This is a genomic window from Roseobacter sp. (genome assembly GCF_045106495.1).
Lineage (GTDB): Bacteria > Pseudomonadota > Alphaproteobacteria > Rhodobacterales > Rhodobacteraceae > Roseobacter.
The window spans coordinates 132,842-153,088 of sequence record NZ_JBGCEQ010000011.1; the positions used below are offsets into that span (position 1 = coordinate 132,842).

Here is a 20,247-nt window from a genome sequence, read left to right on the forward strand (position 1 = left end):
GGTATGCCTTTTCACACCTCGTTCAGGAGTGTCAATATCTTGTGGATAACTGCCCATTGGTCCCACCTTGTGGTGTGTTTCGGTTGACATACAGGCCCGAGACCCCGCAAGCTACTGCATCATAGGAATCACCGGAAACCCGATTTGCGCTTCTCAAAACTCAAGCTGACCGGCTTCAAAAGCTTTGTCGATCCCACAGATCTGATCATCGCGGATGGGTTGACCGGCGTTGTTGGGCCCAATGGCTGCGGCAAATCGAACCTGCTGGAAGCGCTGCGCTGGGTGATGGGCGAAAACCGCCCCACGGCCATGCGCGGCGGCGGCATGGAGGATGTGATCTTTGCTGGCGCTGCCACGCGTCCGGCGCGCAATTTTGCCGAAGTGGCCTTGCAGCTCGACAATTCCGAGCGGCTGGCCCCGGCGGGTTTCAACGATCATGATCAGCTGGACATTGTGCGGCGCATCACCCGCGATGTGGGCAGCGCCTATAAGGTCGGCATCAAGGATGTGCGCGCGCGCGATGTGCAGATGCTTTTTGCCGATGCCTCGACCGGGGCGCATAGCCCGGCCCTGGTGCGTCAGGGTCAGATTGCGGAGCTGATCAACGCCAAACCCAAAAGCCGTCGCCGGATTCTCGAAGAAGCGGCGGGCATCAGCGGGTTGTACCAGAGGCGGCATGAGGCGGAGTTGAAGCTGAGGGGCGCCGAAACCAATCTGGGGCGGGTTGATGACGTGATTGAGCAATTGGCCAATCAGCTGTCGCAATTGGCCCGGCAGGCGCGGCAAGCCGGACGTTACCGCGAGATCGGCAATGACTTGCGGCGCACCGAAGGCATGTTGCTCTATCGTCGTTGGCGCGAAGCCGACGATGCCCGCGCCAGTGCCGAGGAAAGCCTGCGCGCGCGGGTGACGGAGGCCGCACAATCCGAGGCTGCCGTGCGCAAGGTGGCAAAGCAACGCGAAGCGGCTGAGGTCGCATTGCCGCCTCTGCGCGAGGAAGAGGCCATTGCAGCGGCGGTGTTGCAGCGCCTATCGGTGGAGCGCGATACTTTAGCGGATCAGGAAACCCGGGCGCTGGCGTTGATTGAGACGCTGACGGGGCGGATTGCGCAATTGAGCCGGGACATCGAACGCGAAGGCGGATTGAACCGCGATGCGGGCGAGACCATCGAGCGGTTGGAATGGGAAGGTACGGAACTTGCCAAGGCCACAGAAGGCCATACGGAAAAGCTGAGCGAAGCCTCTGAGGTTGCGCGCGAAGCAGCGGTCGTCTTGCAGACGCGCGAAGGCGAAATGTCACAACAGACAGAGGATATGGCGCGCTTGTCGGCACGGCATGGGTCTGCGCAGCGGCTTTTGGAAGACAGCCGCAAGACGCAAGACAAGGCCGAAGCCGAAGCCAACAAAGCCCGCGATGCAGTGGCGCAGAGCCAGGCAGCTTTGACACAGGCGGGCATTGATTTTGCCGAAGCGCAAGCGGCTGAAACGGCGGCAGTCACGGCGGCGCAGGAGGCGGAAGACGCCTTGCTGGCAGCAGATGACGCCCGGGCGGAAACGCAGGCCCGCGAAGCGGAGGCGCGCGCGCACCGTTCTGAAGCCGAAGGCGAGATGAATGCGTTGCGCGCTGAAGCCGGGGCTTTGGCTAAGCTGGTGGATCGTGACACTGCCGAAGGCGGTCAGGTGTTGGATCAGCTGCAGGTTCAGACTGGATATGAAAAGGCGTTAGGGGCCGCTCTGGCGGATGATTTACGCGCACCGGAAGTAGGCGCAGAAGGCCCTTCCGGCTGGACGACATTGGCCGCATACGCCGAAGAGCAGCCGCTGCCCGAGGGCGTGCAACCCTTGTCGCAGTTTGTCGACGTGCCAGCGGTTCTGACGCGCCGGATCAGCCAGATCGGTCTGGTGGCGGCGGAACAGGGGCCGCGTTTGCAGGCGGCGTTGCGACCCGGACAGCGCTTGGTATCTTCTGAAGGCGATTTGTGGCGATGGGACGGGTTCCGCGCCTGGGCCGAGGATGCGCCATCGGCCGCGGCCTTGCGTTTGCAGCAGTTGAACCGGCTCGAGGAACTCAAGCAAAGTCTGGAGCAGGCCTCGCAGCGGGCTGATGGTGCGCGCGCCGCACATGAATACCTGGGCACGCAATTGGCGGACCTGACGCAGGCAGATGCCGCAGCCCGCGAAGCGCGCCGTGTCGCCGACCGCGCGGTGGCGGAAGCCGGGCGGCGCCTGAGCCGGGCGGAAGCGGATCGCAATCTGGCCGAAGGTCGGTTGGAATCACTGGGGCTTGCGGTGACGCGGCATGAAGAAGAAGCCATGGGCGCCCGTGCCCGGCTTTTGGAAGCGGAGCGCGCGCTCGAAGAGCTGGGTGATTTGGGCGAGGCCCGCGACATGGTCGAAGCGGTGCGCATGGCGGTTGAGGCCTCGCGCATCACGATGATGTCGCGCCGCTCGGCGCATGACGAGCTGCGCCGTGAAGGCGAGGCACGCACCAAACGCGCGCAAGAGGTGACCAAGGAAGTGAGCGGTTGGCGCCACCGTCTGGAGACTGCGGAGAAACGCAGCGCGGAGCTGGTCGAACGCAAAACCAGCGCAGAGGCGGAGCTTGCTGAGGCGCAGGCAGCCCCTGCGGGGATTGCCGCTAAACGGGCGGATATGAGTGAGGCCATTCGCACCGCTGAGGCGCGCAAGGCCCAAAGTGCCGATGCGCTGTCGTCGGCGGAAGGTGCTTTGCGCGAGGTGACCGCAGCCGAACGCGAGGCGGAACGTGTGGCCTCGGAGGCGCGCGAGGCGCGGGCACGGGCCGAGGCACGCAGCGATGCGGCGCGCGAAACCGTGGCCCTGGCCGCAGAACGTATTGCCGATGAAAACCAGACAACGCCAAGCCAGCTCTTGGGGCAGCTGGATGTAACGCCCGACCAGATGCCGGGTGCGGAGAGTTTGGAAGCGGATGTGAACCGTCTCAAGCGACAGCGCGATGCATTGGGTGCCGTAAACCTGCGGGCCGAAGAGGACGCGCTGGAAGTGCAGACTGAGTTCGACACGCTTTCCGGTGAAAAGGCCGATTTGGAAGAGGCGATCAAGACCCTGCGCGGTGGCATTGCCAGTCTGAACCGTGAAGGCCGTGAGCGGCTGTTGACCGCCTTTGAGCAGGTGAATTCGAATTTCTCGATGCTGTTCACGCATCTTTTTGGCGGTGGTGAGGCCAATTTGGTCATGGTTGAAAGCGACGATCCGCTGGAGGCCGGTCTGGAGATCATGTGCCAACCACCGGGCAAGAAGCTGTCTACCTTGAGCCTTCTGTCGGGCGGTGAGCAGACACTAACGGCCATGGCGCTGATCTTTGCGGTATTTCTGGCGAACCCGGCGCCGATTTGTGTGCTCGATGAGGTGGACGCGCCGTTGGATGACGCCAACGTCACGCGGTTTTGTGACCTGTTGGATGAAATGTGCCGCCAGACAGAGACGCGGTTTTTGATCATTACCCACCACGCGGTGACGATGGCCCGGATGGACCGGCTCTTTGGCGTGACCATGGCGGAGCAGGGCGTTAGCCAATTGGTATCTGTCGACCTGAAAAAAGCTGAAACGCTGGTTGCGTGACATCGGTGGGCTGTGTGCCCAGGCGGTGTACACGGTGCCGGGATCACGTGGTCGTGTATGCACTCAAGCGGTTCATTGGCTAAGGTGGGCAGATGATCGACAAGTTTGTCCTTTCCTTGTGCCTTTTCCTACCCGTGACGGTTGCCGCACAAGACTGGGCGTTGCGTGATAACGACCAGGTGTTGAATCAGGCTGAGGTTGATGACCTCACATCGGGTCAAACGCTGACGTTTTACGACAACGGCCAGTCCCGCTTTTCAGCTGGTGGCGCTTATTCATATACCTATGAAGGTGGGCGCTCGGCCTATGGGCAGTATACCGTGGGCCCGGACGGGACGGTCTGTATCGCATTTCAAAATGGTTTTGACCGATGTGATCGTTATGTCAAAAGCGGTGGGCGCATTGTGATGCTGACGCAAAAAGGCGAGCGTTTTCCTCTACGACCATGACGGCAGAATAGAGAAGACCCTGCTTCGCCGAAGCGCGCAGGGTCCAGTGGTGAAAAAACCTGAATGTAATTTTCGTCCGAGAATTTACGGTTTCAGCTGTAAAGAAAGGTTAACGGCGAGGGCGTCAAAGTCTCGATAACAGGGTCGGTGTTGGCCATGCATCTGCGGGCAAGCCGAGCCGCTTTTGTTCGGTTTGCACGGCATTGCGGGTGCGGGCACCAAGGATGCCGTCGACTTTGCCGACTTCGTGGCCGCGCGCTTGCAACTTGCGCTGAAGCTCTTTGGTCTGCTCGCCCGTCAGGCCAGGATCAGGGTTGCCTTCGGTGTAGATCGGCGCGCCTTGCAGGCGGGTTGCAAAGTATGCGGCAGTCATCACATAGGTAAAACTTTGATTCCATTCAAAATAAACATTGAAATTTGGATATGCGAGAAAGGCCGGCCCTTTATGCCCTTGGGGCAGGATCAACATGGCATCAAGGCCCTTCTCCAGTGATCCCTTGCGCGGCTTGACGCCCAGCCGCGCCCATTCCCGCACCGGCTTGGTGACGGTGAGACCGCTTTGCGACCAGTCGAAATTACCCGGCACCGCAACCTCTTGGATCCAGGGTTCACCCGCGCGCCACCCGAGGCTTTGCAGCATGGACCCCCCCGACATCAAGGCATCCGTGGGAGAGGTTTTTAACGAAACCTTACCGTCCCCATCCCCATCCACACCGTTTTCAATGATGTCGCGGGGCAGCATTTGAACCATGCCAATTTCACCCGCCCAGGCGCCGGTGGTTGTCTTGGGGTCAAGAGCACCACGCTCGTAGAGTTCCAGCGCGGCGAAAACCTGGGGGCGGAAGAGATCGGGCCGCCGGCAATCGTGGGACAGGGTCACCAGCGCGTTGACGGTGTTGAAATCACCTTGAAACCCGCCGTAGTCCGTCTCAAAAGCCCAGAAGGCCAGAAGTACGCCCCGGTCGACGCCATAGGATTGCTCGATCCGGTCGAAAACGGCGTCATACTTCTGGGCGTTGCTTTGCCCGCGTTTGAGCCGATCTGCCGAGATCAGACGTTTGGAGAAATCCAGAAACGGACGTTGAAAGACACCCTGTGCGCGGTCTGCCTTGATCACCTTTGGGTCCTGTTGAACGCCGGCAAAGAACTGGTTCACCGCGTTGCCATCATGCCCTTTTGCAATGGCTTCGGCCTTGAGATCATTGACGAAGCCGGAGAATGACCCGCCGCAGGCCTGGGCGGTCAGGGGAAGGGCAGCAAGGCAAAGGGCCATCAAGGGTAGTCGCATCAAGAATCTCCGGGGTCAGGTCATATGAAAACAAATATGGCGCAGAGGCCGAGAAACCCAGCCCAGGCGCGCCACAGCATCACAATACAGGCGTCGATGTCCAAAGGTGTTAACGCGCGCCGGCCATCGGCGTTGACCCATGGAAAGTCGCGCATTTGACCGTCATAGGCGCGGGGGCCCGACAGTGCGATGCCCAGGGCGCGTGACATGGCCGCTTCGGGCCAGCCAGCATTGGGCGAGCGGTGCAACCGGGCATCAGACCTGATGCCGGTCACGTCGTAGCATCGGGCAGGCAGGGCGATCAGCACCGCGGTCAGGCGCGCAGGTATCAGGTTGAGCCCGTCATCCAGACGCGCGGCGGCCCAGCCAAAATCCGCGTGGCGCGGGGTGCGGTAGCCGATCATGCTGTCGGCGGTGTTGACGAGCTTGTAGATGACCAGCCCCGGCAAACCTGCAATCAGGAACCAGAACGCGGGGGCGATGACACCGTCCGAGAGGTTTTCCGCGGCACTTTCGATGGCGGCGCGCGCGATTTGCGATGCTTCCATATTGGTGGTGTCGCGGCTGACAATGCGGGCGACCATGCGCCGCCCTTCGGGTAAGGACATGCGCAGCCCGTTCGCCACAAGTGCCACATGTTGCACCAGGGAACGCTGCGCTAAAAGAATAGCGGCGATGAGAACTTCGATGATAGGGCCCAAGGCCTGGAGGAGCAGGCCCGCCAGCCCGCCAACGCTAACCAGAAGCAGGGTGCAGAGGATGCCCTTGAATTTGCGGGCACCTCCCTGATTGAATTGGGTGTCCAGGGTGCCGACGAGTTTGCCCATAAGAACCGCAGGGTGCGGCAGGCGGGTCCAGAGCCATTTGGGTTCGCCCATCACCGCATCAATGAGCAGAGCACAGAGGATCAGCGCGCCGTGGCTCATGCCAGGGCCGCCTCAACGCGTGGCCAGTGTAGAGTGTGCGGCAGGCCGAGGCGCAGCCAGTTGGGCGCATAGGGGAAAATGCGGCTCCAGATCTGGTGCCGAGCCAGGCGGGTTTGCCAGCGGGCGGCGTCATCGACCTGGTAGAGGCGAAAGAGAGTGGTCCCGCCCAGCACTTTTGCCCCGGCGATCTGCATGCGTGCGTCGAGACGGGCGGCATCCTCTGCGAGGCGTTGGCGTGTGGTCTGTGCCCAGTCCTGATCGCGGAGGGCCTGCGTGCCAACGTGCAGGGCCGGTCCGGAGACCGCCCAGGGGCCCAAGGCGTCGCCCAGCTGCAGGATCAAGGCGGGATCGCCCGCAAGGAACCCCAACCTAAGCCCGGCCAGGCCCCAGAATTTACCAAAGCTCTTGAGCACCACCGTGCCAGGATGCCCGGCCCGTACGATGAGCGAGAGGGACGGGGAGACATCGCAGAAGCTTTCGTCGATGACTGTCAGGGTCGCGTCGCGGGTGGGCAAAGTGTCTGGCGTCCACAATTTACCATCGGGATTGTTTGGATGCACCACGACTTGCGCGTCGGCAGAGTTGTCTTCCGTCAGATCCCAGCCGCCAGCCTCGAATGCGGCGGCGTGTTCGTTATATGTGGGCGCAGGGATCGTCACGGACCCGCGCGGGACCAGCCGGGGCAGTTGTGCGATCAGAGCCGATGCGCCGGAAGCGGCGATGATGTGAGCGTTGTCGGGGATGCGCCAAAACTGACGTGCTGCAGCGATGAGATCCGCCTCGGCAGCCTTGTCTGGCAGGGCTGTCCAGGCGTCGGGGGGCAAGCGCGAGAGCAGGTAGGGATGGGGATTGATCCCCGTTGAAAGGTCGATCCACCCGATTCGCGTACCACCGAATCTGGCGATGGCAGAATCAAGCCCACCGCCATGATCGCGTTGGTTTTTCGTCAACAATCCACTCTCTTTTCCAAGACTGTGGCGCAAAACCGCGCCTTTGACGTATGCTAAAAGCGGAAACCAGCCGGTTGTTCAAGCCCACGGGTAAATGATAAAGATGTCGGCAAAAGCTTAATCGTTTGTTAAGCTTTAAGGCAGACCAAAGTATACCTAAGTATAGTGGTGCAAGAATATTTCAGCTCATGTTGAAATGGAGGGCGGATGAAGGTTCTGATTGTTGAGAGCCAAAAAGATCTGGCTATTTTGTGGAAGAGACATCTGGCTCGTATGGGCATGGATGTTACCTGCGCGGCTGGTCAAGCGGAAGCCATTGACCACCTGACCACGCATCAAACCGATGTGATCATCATGGATCTGGTGTTGGGCGAGGGGTCTGCGCTGGCCGTGGCTGACTATGCAAGCTACCGCTTGCCGCATGCACAGGTGATTTTCGTCACCAATACATCGTTCTTCTCCGATGGTTCTATTTTCCGTCATGCGACAAACGCCTGTGCCTTTGTTCAAAGTGCAACACCGCCGGAGGATCTGGCCGCCATGGTGGAGCATTACGGAATGGTGTCAGAGCAAAGTGGCGCAGCTTAGGCGGCCCTGAAATGTACCGGTTGCAGTGGAGACCTGCAACTGGTTGTCCCAACAATACAAGACCTTTCTCAGCAGCATAGCTAGTTCCAAGAGCCTTAACGCTTGCGGTCCACGTGTGCACGTGATGAACCAGATCTGAGCTTTTTTGTCTCGGCATCCGACTTCATCAGCTTTTGGAGGCGGCAAGAACTGGGTCGTAGGTACCGTTCTCATAAATACCACGATTATGGCCATTTGGAGGCCCGCGCGATTGGCACACCCTATTCGCCAGCGGCCGCGGGTCGTTTTGGCGATGCCGTGACGCACCGAATGCAATACCCGGGTCATTTTGTAGCCGTTTTAGACCGAAAGGGATGCGCTCCGAATCGGATTGAAATGCATCTGCTTTTCGACGGCGCGATGGCGCCAATTCGCGTCAGGAAATTGCGGAAATTCGCATCAACATGCTTAATTTTTCCAATGCGCTGGTTGTGTCATTCCAGTGTCCTGGCATGCTCCTTTGAACAGACGCACGACATCAAATCAGCCTGCTGTGTTGACCTATACTTATGTTTAGGGTCACGGAAGAAGGAGGTCCCGCCGCGCCCACCTGGGCGCTAGGACCCGGCATGAATGACCTCATGACATAAAAACTTAACTTGATTTTTAGCCAGTTGATGGTCTTGTTCTTTGGGGCATCTTTGATTGGTAATGATATGGAAGCGATTTTTTCCAAAGAAATTCAGGCAGGTTTGGACAAAGCACGCGTTGACTCGCTGAAAAGGGCGTCGCGTTTGAGGGTCGCTGTTGATGGCGACATGCAACCTGTTTTGCGCCTGTGGAAATCCGGCTTTGCGGTTGAAGAAAACGCGCCGACAATGCGCGGGTTGATCGATCTTTATGATGGCACTGTCCACCTGATGCAGTGTTTGATCATTGCGAGCGATGACGCTGCAGGCGAGCGTCGCTATGAATTCAAACGCGCGACGGCGGTGGCTGACAGGCCGCCCCTGGATTTCGAAGTCGCGGATCACGCTCCCGTTGGTCTGATTGAGGACGCACGAAAATCCGGCAAATGACTATTGCAGATCGCCGAACGCCGCTGTGAGCCTGCGACAGGCGTCCTGAATGGTGGCGCGAGGTGCGGCCAGATTGAACCGCAAAAATGTCTCTCCCCCTGCGCCAAACTCCGGGCCCGCGCTTGGGGCAATCCGCGCGTCTTTCAATACCCGCCGAGAAACCTCGTCATAGCTCATGCCTGTGCCGGAAAAATCCACCCATGCCAGATAGGTCGATCGCAAAGGTAGCGCATGCACACCGGGAATGGCGTCCATGGCAGCATCAAAAACTGCGCAATTGTCTGCGAGATAGGCGACCTGTGCGTCTACCCAGGCAGCACCTTCGGGAGAATAGGCGGCTTCGATCATCAGCAGGCTCAGGCCCGCAGGTTTGTAGTCCAGCGCGTTCAGACGGTTGTTCATGGCGGCACGCAGCGCAGCGTCTGGAATGATCATATTGCCGGTGCGTTGACCAGCGATGTTGAAGGTTTTCGAGGCCGAGGTCAGGATGACCATGCGGTCTGTGAACTCTGGCGCAGCAATATGCACGGGCACAAATGTGCTTCCTTTGTAAACCAGATCGTGATGCACCTCGTCCGAGACCAGAATGAGGTCGTTGCGCGCGGCGAAATCCGCGATTTGGCGCAACTCATCCGTGGTCCAGACCCGCCCGGAAGGGTTTTGCGGCGAACACCAGATCAGCATTTTTTCCTGCCCGGTTAGCCGGTCTTGAGCGTCCTCGAGATCAAGCACATAATTATCGCCCTCGCGCAGCAGCGGGCATTCTGTCACGCGTCTGCCTGCCTTTTCGATTTTGTTGCGGAATTCATGGTAGACCGGGCTGAAGATCACGATGTGATCATCCGGGGCGCTCCAGACATCCAGTGACATGGCGATGGCATGACCAAGCCCTTGTGTTGTGAGGATCCAATTGGTCTCGATTTCCCAATTGTGGCGTGTTTTCATCCACCACTGGGTGGCAGTCAGGTAGGCGTCGTTGATCGGGTAGTAGCCAAAAATACCGTGGTCTACGGCACGGCTCAGCGCATCAGTGACACAAGCTGGTGTTGGATAGTCGCTGTCTGCTGTCCACATCGCCAACCCGTCCTTGGGCGAGACGCCATAGTACTTCTCCATGTAATCCCATTTGCTCGACTGGGTGCCGCGCCGGTCCACAACAGTGTCAAAACGAGGGTCTGGCGGCATGGGAGGTCTCCTTTTGGTTGGCCTATAGCTAGCGAGATTTTAACAAGCTGCAAGCCCAGCGTTATTGCAGCCAGCGGGCGTGTGTCCTACATCAGTCTCCATGAAAAGAAATATTCTGCTGCATCCCGACCCGAGGCTGAAAAAACACGCCGACCCCGTTGCTGATCTGAGCGACGAATTGCGGAGTTTGGCGGATGATATGTTGGCGACCATGTATGAAGCACCGGGCATAGGTTTGGCAGCGCCGCAGGTCGGTGTTTTACAGCGCCTTGTGGTGATGGATTGTGTGAAGGGGGAAAACGAAAAACCGCGCCCCCTGGTCATGTTCAATCCCGAGATCATTTCGGTATCGGATGAAACAAATGTCTACGAGGAAGGTTGTTTGTCGATCCCGGAGCAGTTTGCCGATGTGACACGACCTGCAGAAGTTGAGGTGCGCTGGATCGATCGTGATGGCACCGAACACAAGGAGGCATTTGACGGCTTATGGGCCACTTGCGTTCAACGCGAAATCGATCATCTGGATGGCAAGCTCTTCATCGACTACCTTAAGCCGTTGAAGCGGCAGATGATCACGCGCAAGATGGTCAAGTACAAGCGTGAGTTGGCCCGCGCATGACGGCGCGGGACATTGTCCTTTGGCCTGATCCACGTTTGAAAACGGTCTGCAACCCGGTTGTGCAGGTGGATGCGGCAACGCGTGTTCTGGTGAGCGACATGCTGGAGACCATGTATGCCGCGCCGGGTCGCGGGCTGGCGGCGCCGCAGGTCGGTGCGCTGGTGCGGATTTTCGTCATGGATGTCGATTGGAAAGAGGGTGCGCGCGCGCCTGTCGTGTGCATCAATCCGGAAATTGAAAGTGAAAGTGATGATGTCGCAACACGCGGCGAGGGGTGTTTGTCGATCCCCGGCATCACTCTTGAGATCAGCCGCCCTGCAGCGGTCACACTGAGCTGGACCGATCTGGACGGCGCGCGGCGCAGCGACGTGTTTACAGGATTTGCGGCGGCCTGTGTACAGCATGAGTTGGATCACTTGAATGGCATCGTCACCTTTGACCATCTATCGCCGCAAGGGCGCGCGGACATGGAAGCTGAATACGCGGAGGTGACACAGTGACCGTGCGGACGTGTCTGCGGTGGCCGGATCTGCGCTTGCGCAAACCGGCGGCAGAGGTGCCGGAAATCACCGACGAGATCCGCGCGCTTTGGGATGACATGATCGACACAATGGATGCCATGCCCGGCGTGGGATTGGCCGCACCGCAAATCGGTGTGTTGCTGCGCGTGGCGGTGGTGGATGCGTCAGACACGCGCGATCGTCGCATCCGGATCGCAAACCCTGTTGTGCTCAATGCCTCGGCTGTCATGAACCACCATGAAGAGGCCAGCCCGAACCTGCCGGGTGTTTCCGCCCGCATTACGCGCCCTCGCGGGGTTTCGGTAAGGTTTATAGATGAGACGGGGGTTTATGTGCGGCGTGATTTTGTCGGGTTGGAAGCGACCAGTGTGCAGCATCAGATCGACCACCTTCAGGGCAAGATGTACTTTGATCGCCTCAGCAAGATGAAACGGGACATGCTATTGCGCAAGGCACGTAAAGCGCGCGCGTAGGGTGGCTTGAAACCCAACTTTCGGATATCCGGGCGCCGGTGGTACGCCACAAAGCAGGCTTCAAGCCACCGGTTGTGGGAGACAATGAAATGCGTGTGACATTTATGGGGACCCCGGCGTTTTCGGTTCCCGTTCTGAAGTCGTTGGTCGATGCCGGGCATGAGATTGCATGCGTCTACAGCCAGCCCCCGCGCCCTGCGGGACGCGGCAAGAAAGAGAGGCCAAGTCCAGTGCATGCCCATGCGACGGATTTGAGCTTGATGGTGCGCACGCCTGTCTCCTTCAAGGATCACGCGACGCGCGATGCTTTTCGCCAGTTGGATGCAGAGGTTGCCGTGGTGGTTGCCTATGGGTTGATCCTGCCGCAAGCGGTGCTGGACGCACCAAGGCTGGGTTGCCTCAACATCCATGCCAGTTTGTTGCCCCGTTGGCGCGGTGCTGCGCCCATTCATCGCGCGATCATGGCGGGCGATGCCAAAACGGGTGTCTGCATCATGCAGATGGAAGCAGGTCTGGACACCGGGCCGGTTTTGGCGCGGCGTGAAACGGAGATCGGGTCTGCGGAAACGACCGCGACATTACATGATCGGCTGAGTGAGATGGGGGCGTCTCTCCTGATCGAAACCCTATCCGATCTGGATGCAAAAACCGCGCATCCGCAATCGGCGATGGGCGTGACCTACGCGCATAAAATCGACAAATCCGAAGCCCGTGTCGACTGGACCAAAACCGCCACGGAAGTGGACCGGCAAATCCGCGGTCTGTCACCTTTTCCGGGGGCATGGACACTCGATGGCGAGACACGCATCAAGTTTCTGGCCTCCAAAACCGCGCAAGGCTCAGGTGCGCCGGGCACCGTGTTGCTGGACCCGCTGCGGGTGGTCTGCAGTGACGGTGCGGTAGAGCTTTTGCACCTGCAGCGCGCAGGCAAGGGCGTGCAGGATGCGGCGGAGTTTTTGCGCGGATGGCCTCTCAAAGAGGGTGTGCAGCTTTGAAAGGGGATGACATATGTTTCTGACGTTGTTTGGAACGGTGGTGATTGCGGGTATCGTGGGATACGCCTGCGAAAGGACCGGGTTTACCCATAACGGCATCCTGCCAAGCATGATCATATGCATCGGCGGCGCGTTCCTTTTCTATTTTATCCGGCTGATGTTCGGGTTCGGCTTTGCCAGTCCGGGGGTCAACGCGATTGCGGCGTCCATCGGGGCGCTGATTATCGTGCCGTTTCACTGGCGCAAGTAGCCTATTGCGCTGGCGTGCGGGACAAGGCCGCATCCTCATCAGGCTTGGGGGCACGAACGCACAGGCGCAGCAGCGGTGGCACGGTCAGCAGTGTCAGGAAGGCTGACATCGAAAGCCCGCCAACCACGACCGCGCCCAATCCACGATAAAGTTCGGCGCCTTCGCCATCAAATATGACCAGTGGCAACATGCCGAAAACGGAGGTGAGCGTGGACATGAAAATCGGACGGATCCTGTTACTGGTGGCCTCCTCGATGGCGGCCGCCGGTGTCATGCCTTCGTCTCGCAGGTGAAAAAGCGTTTGGTGCACGATCAGGATCGCGTTGTTGACGACGATGCCCACCAGAATGATGAAACCCAGGAGGGTCAGCATATCCAGAGGTTGCGCCTCAAAGACATTCAGCAATGCCAGCCCGCCCACACCGCCCGCTGCCGCCACAGGCACCGAGATCAGAATGACCAGTGGCAGCACGAAACTTTCAAAAAGGATGGCCATCACCAAAAAGACGATCACCAGCGCCACAGCGAGGTTGATCTGGATCGCGTCCCAGGTTTGGCTGAGCTGGTCCGCCGTGCCTGACACGGTAACGCGGATGCCATTGGGCAGGCCCCGTTCTTCGAGCACGGAGACCACTTCGGTTTGCAAAAGTTCGACCGCCGCCTCAAGCGGTAGGGCATCGGAGGGCCGCACTTCGAGCGTGACGGTACGCAACCGGTCACGGTGGCGAATTTCCGTGGGGCCCGCTGTGACAACCACATCTGAAAGGGCCGTCACGGGCACGATCTGGCCCGAGGGCGTCACCACCGGATAGTTGCCAATGTCTTGCGTGCGTTGGGCGGTCTGCAGGCCGGGGTCGCCTTTGAGAACCAGGTTCAGCCGTTCTGCACCGACTGTGATTTCAGCCACCCGCAGACCGTCATTGAAAGCGTCCACCGTGAGGGCGAGGTCGGATGCGGTAAGGCCCGCGTCGGCCAGCCTCAGCCGGTTCGGAACCAGCCGAACCTCTGGCGCGCCCAGCTCCAGCCCCGGAATGGGCCGGAACTGGTGACCTTCGGAGCGTGGCAGAAGCCCCGCAATGGTGCCTGCGGCCTGACCTGCGACGGAAAGGATGTCATCGAGGTTCTGACCGGAGATATTGAGTTCAATGGTGCGTCCGCCCCCGACACCGCGCCCAAAGAGCGACGGCTGGGTCATGAAACCGAACGTGCCGGGCTCGGCGAAGATCGGGCCAGAAAGGACGGGGATCAATTCACCGGCTCGGGAGCCATCCACTGCAGCTGCACCAACGAAACTGGCGCCGGGTCGCGCCACAAAGAAGAAGTTTTCGATGGTTGGCGTGCCGTCTTCCATTTCCGGCTCTGGGGCGGCTTCCCACAGTGGGCGCGCCACTTCTTCAATGCGCTGCGCGATGGTCTGGGTGGTGTCGAGATTGTAGCCGGGGGGCGGGATGATCAGGCCGAAAACCAGGTTTCGGTTGCCTTCGGGCAAGTATTCCAGGCGCGGCAGAAAAGCGATCGCTGCAATGCCCGCACCACCAGCAATGGCCGCAACCATGACCAGTCCGACGGCCCGAAATCGCACAGTCAGGCGCACGTATCGCATGACCAACCCGTGGAAGCCGCGTGCCAGATGGTCGAGGCCGGGGATGAAGACCTTGGTATGTTCACCCTGTTTGAGCAGGCGGCTGGCCAGCGCTGGAATGACGGTCACGGCGACCACCAGCGACAAGAGCACGGAGACCGAAATCGCCACGGCGATGTCGCGGAAAAGCTGCCCCGCTTCAAGCTGCATAATCAGGATCGGCACAAAAACCAGAACCGTTGTCAGCGCTGAAACGAGAATCGCGCCCCAGACCTGCTGCGCCCCATGATAGGCGGCCTCGCGTCGGGTTTTACCCTGTTCGCGCAATCGGTAAATGTTCTCCAAAACCACGATGGCAGCGTCTACGATCATACCCACCGCAAAGGCGATCCCAGCCAGTGAGATGACATTCAGCGTCCGCCCGGTCGCGGCCATGGCGACGAAGGTGGCCACGATGCTGACGGGAATGGCCAGCGAGACCACCAGCGTCGCGCGTGGACTGCGCAGGAACATCAACAGGATCAGCGCGGCCAACCCGCCACCGATCCAGATGTTTTGCGTCACCAGTCGAATGGCGCCGTTGATGTAGACGGTTTCATCATAGACCTGCCGCATGTGAAGGCCTGCGTCCGCGATCGGGCCTTCGCGCAGCTCGGTCAAAACGTCCTGAACGGCTTCCATTGTCTCAATGACATTGGCTCCGGGTTCGCGCACAATGTTGAACGCCAGACCAGGCTCGCCCCGAAAGCGCAAGCGCGCCGTGGGATCGCGGAACTCAAAGCTTACATTGGCCACATCGCCGACACGGACGCGGCCTGATCCCCCGGTGCTGAGTTCAGAACGCAGCACGACCTCCTGGATGGCGGCAACGGTATTGAGGTTGCCTTCGGCGCGCACCACATAGCGGCGTTTGCCCTCTTCCACATCGCCCGCAGAAAGGGAGATGTTTTCATTGCGCAAGGTCAGCACTACATCTGGCACCGTCAGTCCGAAACGGGCCAGTTGCCGGGGGTCGACGACCACCTGCAGTTCGCGCGTGACGCCGCCAAAGATGTTCACGGCGGAGACGCCTTCCACCCGCTCGACGCGGTCCTTAATGATGTCTTCGACAAAATCGCCATAGGTAGGCATGTCCCGCGTATTGCCCTCCTGCGCCGTCAGCAAGACCCAGGCGATTGGGCTGTCATCGCCACCGGAGGTGTTCAGCGAAGGCTCGCCCGCCTCGTCCGGGTAGTCACCCACACGGTCGAGCCGGTTCGAGACCAAGAGAAGAGATTGCCCCATATCGGTGCCAATTCCGAACTCGAGTGTGATCTCCGCCTCACCCGATTGCGAGCTGGATGTCATGATGTCGAGCCCCTCAAGGCCGCGCAGCGCCTCTTCTTGAGGGTTGACGATCTCGCGTTCAATCTCCGAGGGGGCGGCACCCGGCCATTCTGTCGTGATCACAACGATGGGTTTGCGCACGTCGGGTGCCAACTGAATGGGAATGCGAGTGACGGCAATGATCCCAAAGAGCACGGCCATGATCACCGCTGCCAGAACGGCCACGGGTCGGTCAATTGAAAACCGAATGAAGTCCATAACGTCCCCCTAGTTGCTGGCGCCCATTGGCGCGATTTCCTGGTCTGGACGCAGCCGTTCGTTGCCACGTGTCACCACAACGTCGCCCTCATTCAGACCCCCAAGAACCTCGAAACGGTCGCCAAGTGCCACCCCGATTTCCACCGTGCGTGGTTGGGCTTTGCCGTCCTCATTGACAAAGACCGTCCAGCCACCGCGCGCCTGCACCAGCGCATCTTTGGGAACCGACAACACGTCACGCGGTGCGCTGATCGGAATGAAAACCGTGATCGATTGTCCGATCGCGACGGTGTTTAGGTCAATCAATTCTGGGGAGGCAAACCGCACAGGCCGGGTCCGGGTTGATGCATCTTCCACCGGCAGGAGCACGCGCACTGCCAGATCCAGTTCTTCGCCGACTTCGGTGACGCCAGACACATGCAGCCCCGGTTCCAGAACCCGGATGTAGCGGGAGGGGACGCTTGCTTCGACTTCGAAGGACTGCGTGTCGAGCAGGGACACAACCGGCGCGCCGGAGCTGATAAATTCGCCGGGGTTTGTGTTGACGTCCAGCACGATGCCGGAAAAGGGCGCTCGGATCAGGGCACGATCAAGCTGATACCGCGTTTCTGCTTCGTTGGCTTCTGCCGTTTTTACACGTGCTTCGGCTTCGGCCAACTGCCCCCGTGCTTCGAAGAAATCGCTTTGCGCTTCGTCAAAACGGCTACTGGAAAAAGACGTGGTGCCACGCAGCCCTTCCACACGCGCCAGCGCCTTGGTTGAGCGGTCAACGCGGGATTTGGCCGTGGCGATTCCGGCACGGGCTTCTGCGAGCAGTGCTTCTGCCTGACGGTCCAGAATGTTCAAAAGTTCGGTGTCCAGTTCAGCAAGGATATCTCCTGAGGTTACTGGATCCCCCTCCAGAACATGCACCTTGAAAACGGTTCCCGCGATGCGACTGGCCACCGTGCCCTCGCGGGATGTCACAACCTCGGCAAAAAGCGGCACGGTTTCTGAAATGTTTTGATAGTTGACGGTTTCGACACCGACCGCGGCGGGGCCACGTTGTGCTTCTGCTCCGGATACCGCAGCCATTATCATCATAAGCGACAATGCCATAACACGCACAGAATGCAGAAAGAATGAAACTTTCATTGGACAAGCCTTCAAAGGTCGCGCGCTTGGGTCAACGCTACTCATATCATACGCCCACGCGACTCAGATAACACTTAAGTGCGCCAAGGCACACGTCTTTGTGTTGTTACTTTACGCAACGCCGCATTCTTTTTCGACCGTAGCGACCAAGTTCATCGCGCAAAGGTTTCCAGCTTCTATGGCGAGGGACTTTAGCCGGTAAAGTCCAGTAGATAAATGGGAATGAGTCGGCTGTGGTTTGCCGCCGAATCTGCGGCGGCGTATCTCCGCAGCCGATTTTAACGCGTTGGGCGACGCGCACGCGATCGCCTCCAGATGGGATTTGGCGTTGGGCGGATGTGATGGCCGCGAGCGCCTGCACTTTGTCACGAATCATCGCCCCATGAGCGCACCCTGTGTGACGATATTGACCCGCCCGACGTGGGCAAAAACAATCAGATACTCAGCCATTTGAATTTTACGCGCGCGGGGCGAATTGGTGTTGATGATTTTTCAGCGTCACATAGCGTCGATGCTGCGTGTTTACGCTCTGTGGCTCAGGGAGCGGCGGCACCATTTTTAATAGCGTCGAAGTGCCATGCCGGCTGGATCAACTCCCGGACGTCTTGTCTTCGTCCGGAGCTCCGCCCGCAAGCGAAAACTTGGCAAGAGTCGCCGCCACAATGTCGCGGCCAACCCAAACCATTTCCAGGCTTTCATCGACGCTGGCTTCAACGTCCTTTTGGGTCCTGTACGTAGCTGTGCGCGGACCTTGCTGAAAGTTTTTGGATCAATGGCCCGTATCCACAGTTATTCCCGTTGCCAACCGGTTTGGGTCATTCCCACAAAACCAAGGCTTTCTGGATTGGCGATGTTGCGTTGCACCAGATCGCGAACTGAACTGCAGGCGGAAATTTGTTCCCATCCGTAGCGCGAAAAAGTGGGGTGATCGGCCTCGGGATCGGTTGGGGGTTTGAAAACATGCTCCGACAACAACGGATTGGTCAGTGCCTGCGAGAAAGCGTCCAGTGCCACAAAGGAAAGGATTGTGCTTGGTAAAGGCGCGTTTTTCACACGGTCTTCGCAGAAAATACCCACAAAGAAGTCCACTTTCTCCACATCGCCGTAAGCTTCTTGCAACAAGGTAGCCACATCGCGATCGGAACTGATGCCGGACATGTTTTCAATCGGCATGCGTTCTAGGTACTCCAGATAGTCCGTGAAGGGTCGGATTTCGCAAAACCGACCCTGCTCAACGGAGGCTTCTTCTACATTCAGCAGAAATTTGGTTGTGTTCTGCGGCCCCAATTCGCCGGCTTTCTGTGCACTCATATCCTCGAAGGATTGCGCCAATCCGGTTTGGATCAAAGGCAGGTTGTTCAGGAAATAGGATGGGTTGGTCTTGTGTGTTGTATCACCCCATGTGATTTCATCCGGGATCAGTGCATGCCAACGATAAAGCAGGCTGAATTCGGTGGTGATCCAATTGGGTCGGTTCCATTTGGCTTTCCATGCGGCTTTGGGATCCGCTTTCATGCGAAACTCGGTCGGGGCAATGTGGTTGATGTAATCCTCCACCACAACTTTGATGAACTGCACCACGACGATATTGCGGGCGGTTTCAAACACCCGGTCGTCGTCCCATTTTGGATTTCGCTCACCCAGTTCGCGGGCCAATCTGTTGTGCTCGCGCAGCAGCAGGGTGTTGATCATCGCAGTCTGCGGCACCGAATTTGCGCGATCCCCGCCAAAAGCGAAAATGCGCCCCCGTTTTTCGCGCGCGGCTTTTGCAACTTTCGGCTTGCCGCTCGTGATGGCCGTATCGAGGTTTTCAACACCCAAAGGCGGGTCCAGAACTTCGAACTCTGGCTTGACGTGATCCCCGTCATAGAGAAATGGCGCGAATTCCTCGCCGTTTTCGATCTGACTTTTCAGTTTACCACGATCTTCCGGGTTTGGGCTTTGCACCCTCAAAGCGGCGGTTTGCTCTGCGGTTCGACCATAGAGCGGGCAGAGGTCGATGTTGTGGTTTGACGTGGTCTTTTTCAAACGATCAGGCACGTTTTCGTCGGTGACCGTCCGGATGAAGCCATCGGTCAAATACTGCGCAAAGGAGGGAAACAGGCAGGTCGATTTTGGGCATTTGCGTTGCGACGTCTGTGTGCGCGCAAAGAGCGGGCGCAGCTTTTCGAAGGGTGGCAGGGTGGTTTGGTCGATTGGCGATACACCCAGATGCCGCGCGCTCCAAGTCTTGTCGGTCAGGCTCGACCATGAGGTGTAGGAGGATTTCGTAGAGAACGGGTGCGGCCTATTGCGCACCTGATTTACAATGCGGTTGATCACGATGCGGTTGATCCAGGCATCCAGGGGTGGGATCATGCCAATAAGCTTCACGATCCAAGGCACGTTGAGCAAGCTCATCGCCGCATCCCCGATGGTGCCAAGCACCTTGCGGCGCATCAATTCCACCGGACGGGAGATTTTCAGGAAAGGATAGTGCGACCAGAAAGCCGCTGAAAAAACAAAGTGTATGAGGGTGTTACGCAGCCACGCGTCTTTTACGACAAAGATAAAGAGCGCTGCCGCCGCGATGTTCATGCCCGTGAGGAGCCAAAACCCATGCCGCCATCCGCGCCACATGGTGAATATGCCGTAGATGCCGACAAAATGGATCACGCCAAGCAGTCTGAGGGCGCCGTCTCCCGGGCGTTCGCTGATGAAAAGATAGCCGCGATAGGTCATCGCGAGTGCGACAATCAAACAGGTGATGATGAAAACGGTATTGCGTGACAGCGTGCTGCTGTTTGCCATCGTAAATCCTCCGGCTCAAATAAATGACTCATTAAAATACGAGCTATTGGACAACAAAATGCGGGAATTTTCTAGTATAGAGTGAGGTTGCGTCAGTTTTTTCAGGAAACGCCTGCCGGTTTTGTGTTGCGGTTTTCTGATCGGTATCAGAAATTTCAACCTATGGCGGTAGTGCGTCCTTACGTGCCATCGTGGTTGTGCGTGCAGAGAAACATGTGGCATTCGCGATTGAATTTCCAGTCAGAAGCCGCTTTG

At 58.7% G+C, this 20,247-nt stretch carries 16 protein-coding genes; 9 read left to right on the forward strand and 7 right to left on the reverse strand.

Translation table 11 applies throughout. The features are described 5' to 3' along the window. Nucleotides 1-144: 144 nt before the first annotated feature. Nucleotides 145-3,600, forward strand: a complete 3,456-nt coding sequence (gene smc, locus AB8B75_RS09195) for a chromosome segregation protein SMC (protein WP_405361596.1) — start codon at nt 145-147, stop codon at nt 3,598-3,600. Between the two features lie 92 nt (nt 3,601-3,692). Continuing rightward, on the forward strand, nt 3,693-4,049 hold the full coding sequence (locus AB8B75_RS09200; protein ID WP_405361597.1) for a hypothetical protein: 357 nt from the start codon (nt 3,693-3,695) through the stop codon (nt 4,047-4,049). Nucleotides 4,050-4,173: 124 nt separating this feature from the next. On the opposite strand, the gene AB8B75_RS09205 is transcribed toward AB8B75_RS09200, so the two are convergent. The 3 genes from AB8B75_RS09205 to AB8B75_RS09215 are packed head-to-tail and all read right to left on the reverse strand — an operon-like array spanning nt 4,174 to nt 7,213. Beyond that, nucleotides 4,174-5,337, reverse strand: a complete 1,164-nt coding sequence (locus AB8B75_RS09205) for a lytic murein transglycosylase (protein WP_405361598.1) — start codon at nt 5,335-5,337, stop codon at nt 4,174-4,176. A 20-nt stretch (nt 5,338-5,357) separates the two neighbouring features. Then, a complete protein-coding gene (gene cbiB, locus AB8B75_RS09210) occupies nt 5,358-6,263 on the reverse strand; it encodes an adenosylcobinamide-phosphate synthase CbiB (protein ID WP_405361600.1) in 906 nt (301 codons plus the stop codon). After that, entirely contained in the window at nt 6,260-7,213 is a 954-nt protein-coding gene (locus AB8B75_RS09215; protein ID WP_405361957.1) for a threonine-phosphate decarboxylase, read from the reverse strand. Before AB8B75_RS09215 ends, cbiB begins: the two co-directional genes overlap by 4 nt. Nucleotides 7,214-7,420: 207 nt before the next feature. On the opposite strand from AB8B75_RS09215, the gene AB8B75_RS09220 reads away from it, so the two are divergent. Together AB8B75_RS09220 and AB8B75_RS09225 are read left to right on the forward strand one after the other, a co-directional pair. Continuing rightward, nucleotides 7,421-7,801, forward strand: coding sequence for a response regulator (locus AB8B75_RS09220; RefSeq protein WP_405361601.1), 381 nt, complete (start codon nt 7,421-7,423; stop codon nt 7,799-7,801). A 695-nt stretch (nt 7,802-8,496) separates the two neighbouring features. Further along, nucleotides 8,497-8,859: a hypothetical protein gene (locus AB8B75_RS09225; protein WP_405361603.1), complete on the forward strand. Its 363-nt coding sequence runs from the start codon at nt 8,497-8,499 to the stop codon at nt 8,857-8,859. Here the strand turns inward: AB8B75_RS09225 and AB8B75_RS09230 are convergent, their stop codons facing one another. Continuing rightward, complete coding sequence (locus tag AB8B75_RS09230) at nt 8,860-10,044, reverse strand: MalY/PatB family protein (RefSeq protein WP_405361604.1); 1,185 nt, start codon at nt 10,042-10,044, stop codon at nt 8,860-8,862. 100 nt (nt 10,045-10,144) lie between these two features. Here AB8B75_RS09230 and def (AB8B75_RS09235) point away from each other — a divergent pair, with 100 nt between their 5' ends. The 5 genes from def (AB8B75_RS09235) (at nt 10,145) to AB8B75_RS09255 (ending at nt 12,902) form a co-directional block, all read left to right on the forward strand. Next, nucleotides 10,145-10,663, forward strand: coding sequence for a peptide deformylase (gene def / locus AB8B75_RS09235; RefSeq protein ID WP_405361605.1), 519 nt, complete (start codon nt 10,145-10,147; stop codon nt 10,661-10,663). Beyond that, entirely contained in the window at nt 10,660-11,163 is a 504-nt protein-coding gene (gene def, locus AB8B75_RS09240; protein ID WP_405361606.1) for a peptide deformylase, read from the forward strand. Before def (AB8B75_RS09235) ends, def (AB8B75_RS09240) begins: the two co-directional genes overlap by 4 nt. After that, complete coding sequence (gene def / locus AB8B75_RS09245) at nt 11,160-11,657, forward strand: peptide deformylase (RefSeq protein WP_405361607.1); 498 nt, start codon at nt 11,160-11,162, stop codon at nt 11,655-11,657. Before def (AB8B75_RS09240) ends, def (AB8B75_RS09245) begins: the two co-directional genes overlap by 4 nt. Nucleotides 11,658-11,746: 89 nt before the next feature. Next, complete coding sequence (gene fmt / locus AB8B75_RS09250; protein WP_405361608.1) at nt 11,747-12,652, forward strand: methionyl-tRNA formyltransferase; 906 nt, start codon at nt 11,747-11,749, stop codon at nt 12,650-12,652. A gap of 13 nt (nt 12,653-12,665) precedes the next feature. Beyond that, nucleotides 12,666-12,902, forward strand: coding sequence for a hypothetical protein (locus AB8B75_RS09255; protein ID WP_405361610.1), 237 nt, complete (start codon nt 12,666-12,668; stop codon nt 12,900-12,902). Between the two features lies 1 nt (nt 12,903). On the opposite strand, the gene AB8B75_RS09260 is transcribed toward AB8B75_RS09255, so the two are convergent. The 3 genes from AB8B75_RS09260 to AB8B75_RS09270 all read right to left on the reverse strand — a co-directional run bounded on the left by AB8B75_RS09260 (nt 12,904) and on the right by AB8B75_RS09270 (nt 19,992). Next, a complete protein-coding gene (locus AB8B75_RS09260) occupies nt 12,904-16,068 on the reverse strand; it encodes an efflux RND transporter permease subunit (RefSeq protein ID WP_405361611.1) in 3,165 nt (1,054 codons plus the stop codon). A 9-nt stretch (nt 16,069-16,077) separates the two neighbouring features. Continuing rightward, entirely contained in the window at nt 16,078-17,202 is a 1,125-nt protein-coding gene (locus AB8B75_RS09265) for an efflux RND transporter periplasmic adaptor subunit (RefSeq protein ID WP_405361613.1), read from the reverse strand. Between the two features lie 789 nt (nt 17,203-17,991). Next, entirely contained in the window at nt 17,992-19,992 is a 2,001-nt protein-coding gene (locus AB8B75_RS09270) for a peroxidase family protein (protein ID WP_405361615.1), read from the reverse strand. Nucleotides 19,993-20,247 lie beyond the last annotated feature (255 nt).

Coding starts and splice junctions, on each gene's coding strand:
- AB8B75_RS09270 (WP_405361615.1), bottom strand. CDS start 19,992: ATGGCAAACAGCAGCACGCTGTCACGCAATACCGTTTTCATCATCACC.
- def (WP_405361606.1), top strand. CDS start 10,660: ATGACGGCGCGGGACATTGTCCTTTGGCCTGATCCACGTTTGAAAACG.
- AB8B75_RS09260 (WP_405361611.1), bottom strand. CDS start 16,068: ATGGACTTCATTCGGTTTTCAATTGACCGACCCGTGGCCGTTCTGGCA.
- AB8B75_RS09230 (WP_405361604.1), bottom strand. CDS start 10,044: ATGCCGCCAGACCCTCGTTTTGACACTGTTGTGGACCGGCGCGGCACC.
- fmt (WP_405361608.1), top strand. CDS start 11,747: ATGCGTGTGACATTTATGGGGACCCCGGCGTTTTCGGTTCCCGTTCTG.
- AB8B75_RS09265 (WP_405361613.1), bottom strand. CDS start 17,202: ATGAAAGTTTCATTCTTTCTGCATTCTGTGCGTGTTATGGCATTGTCG.
- AB8B75_RS09225 (WP_405361603.1), top strand. CDS start 8,497: ATGGAAGCGATTTTTTCCAAAGAAATTCAGGCAGGTTTGGACAAAGCA.
- AB8B75_RS09255 (WP_405361610.1), top strand. CDS start 12,666: ATGTTTCTGACGTTGTTTGGAACGGTGGTGATTGCGGGTATCGTGGGA.
- AB8B75_RS09220 (WP_405361601.1), top strand. CDS start 7,421: ATGAAGGTTCTGATTGTTGAGAGCCAAAAAGATCTGGCTATTTTGTGG.
- AB8B75_RS09200 (WP_405361597.1), top strand. CDS start 3,693: ATGATCGACAAGTTTGTCCTTTCCTTGTGCCTTTTCCTACCCGTGACG.
- AB8B75_RS09205 (WP_405361598.1), bottom strand. CDS start 5,337: ATGCGACTACCCTTGATGGCCCTTTGCCTTGCTGCCCTTCCCCTGACC.
- cbiB (WP_405361600.1), bottom strand. CDS start 6,263: ATGAGCCACGGCGCGCTGATCCTCTGTGCTCTGCTCATTGATGCGGTG.
- def (WP_405361605.1), top strand. CDS start 10,145: ATGAAAAGAAATATTCTGCTGCATCCCGACCCGAGGCTGAAAAAACAC.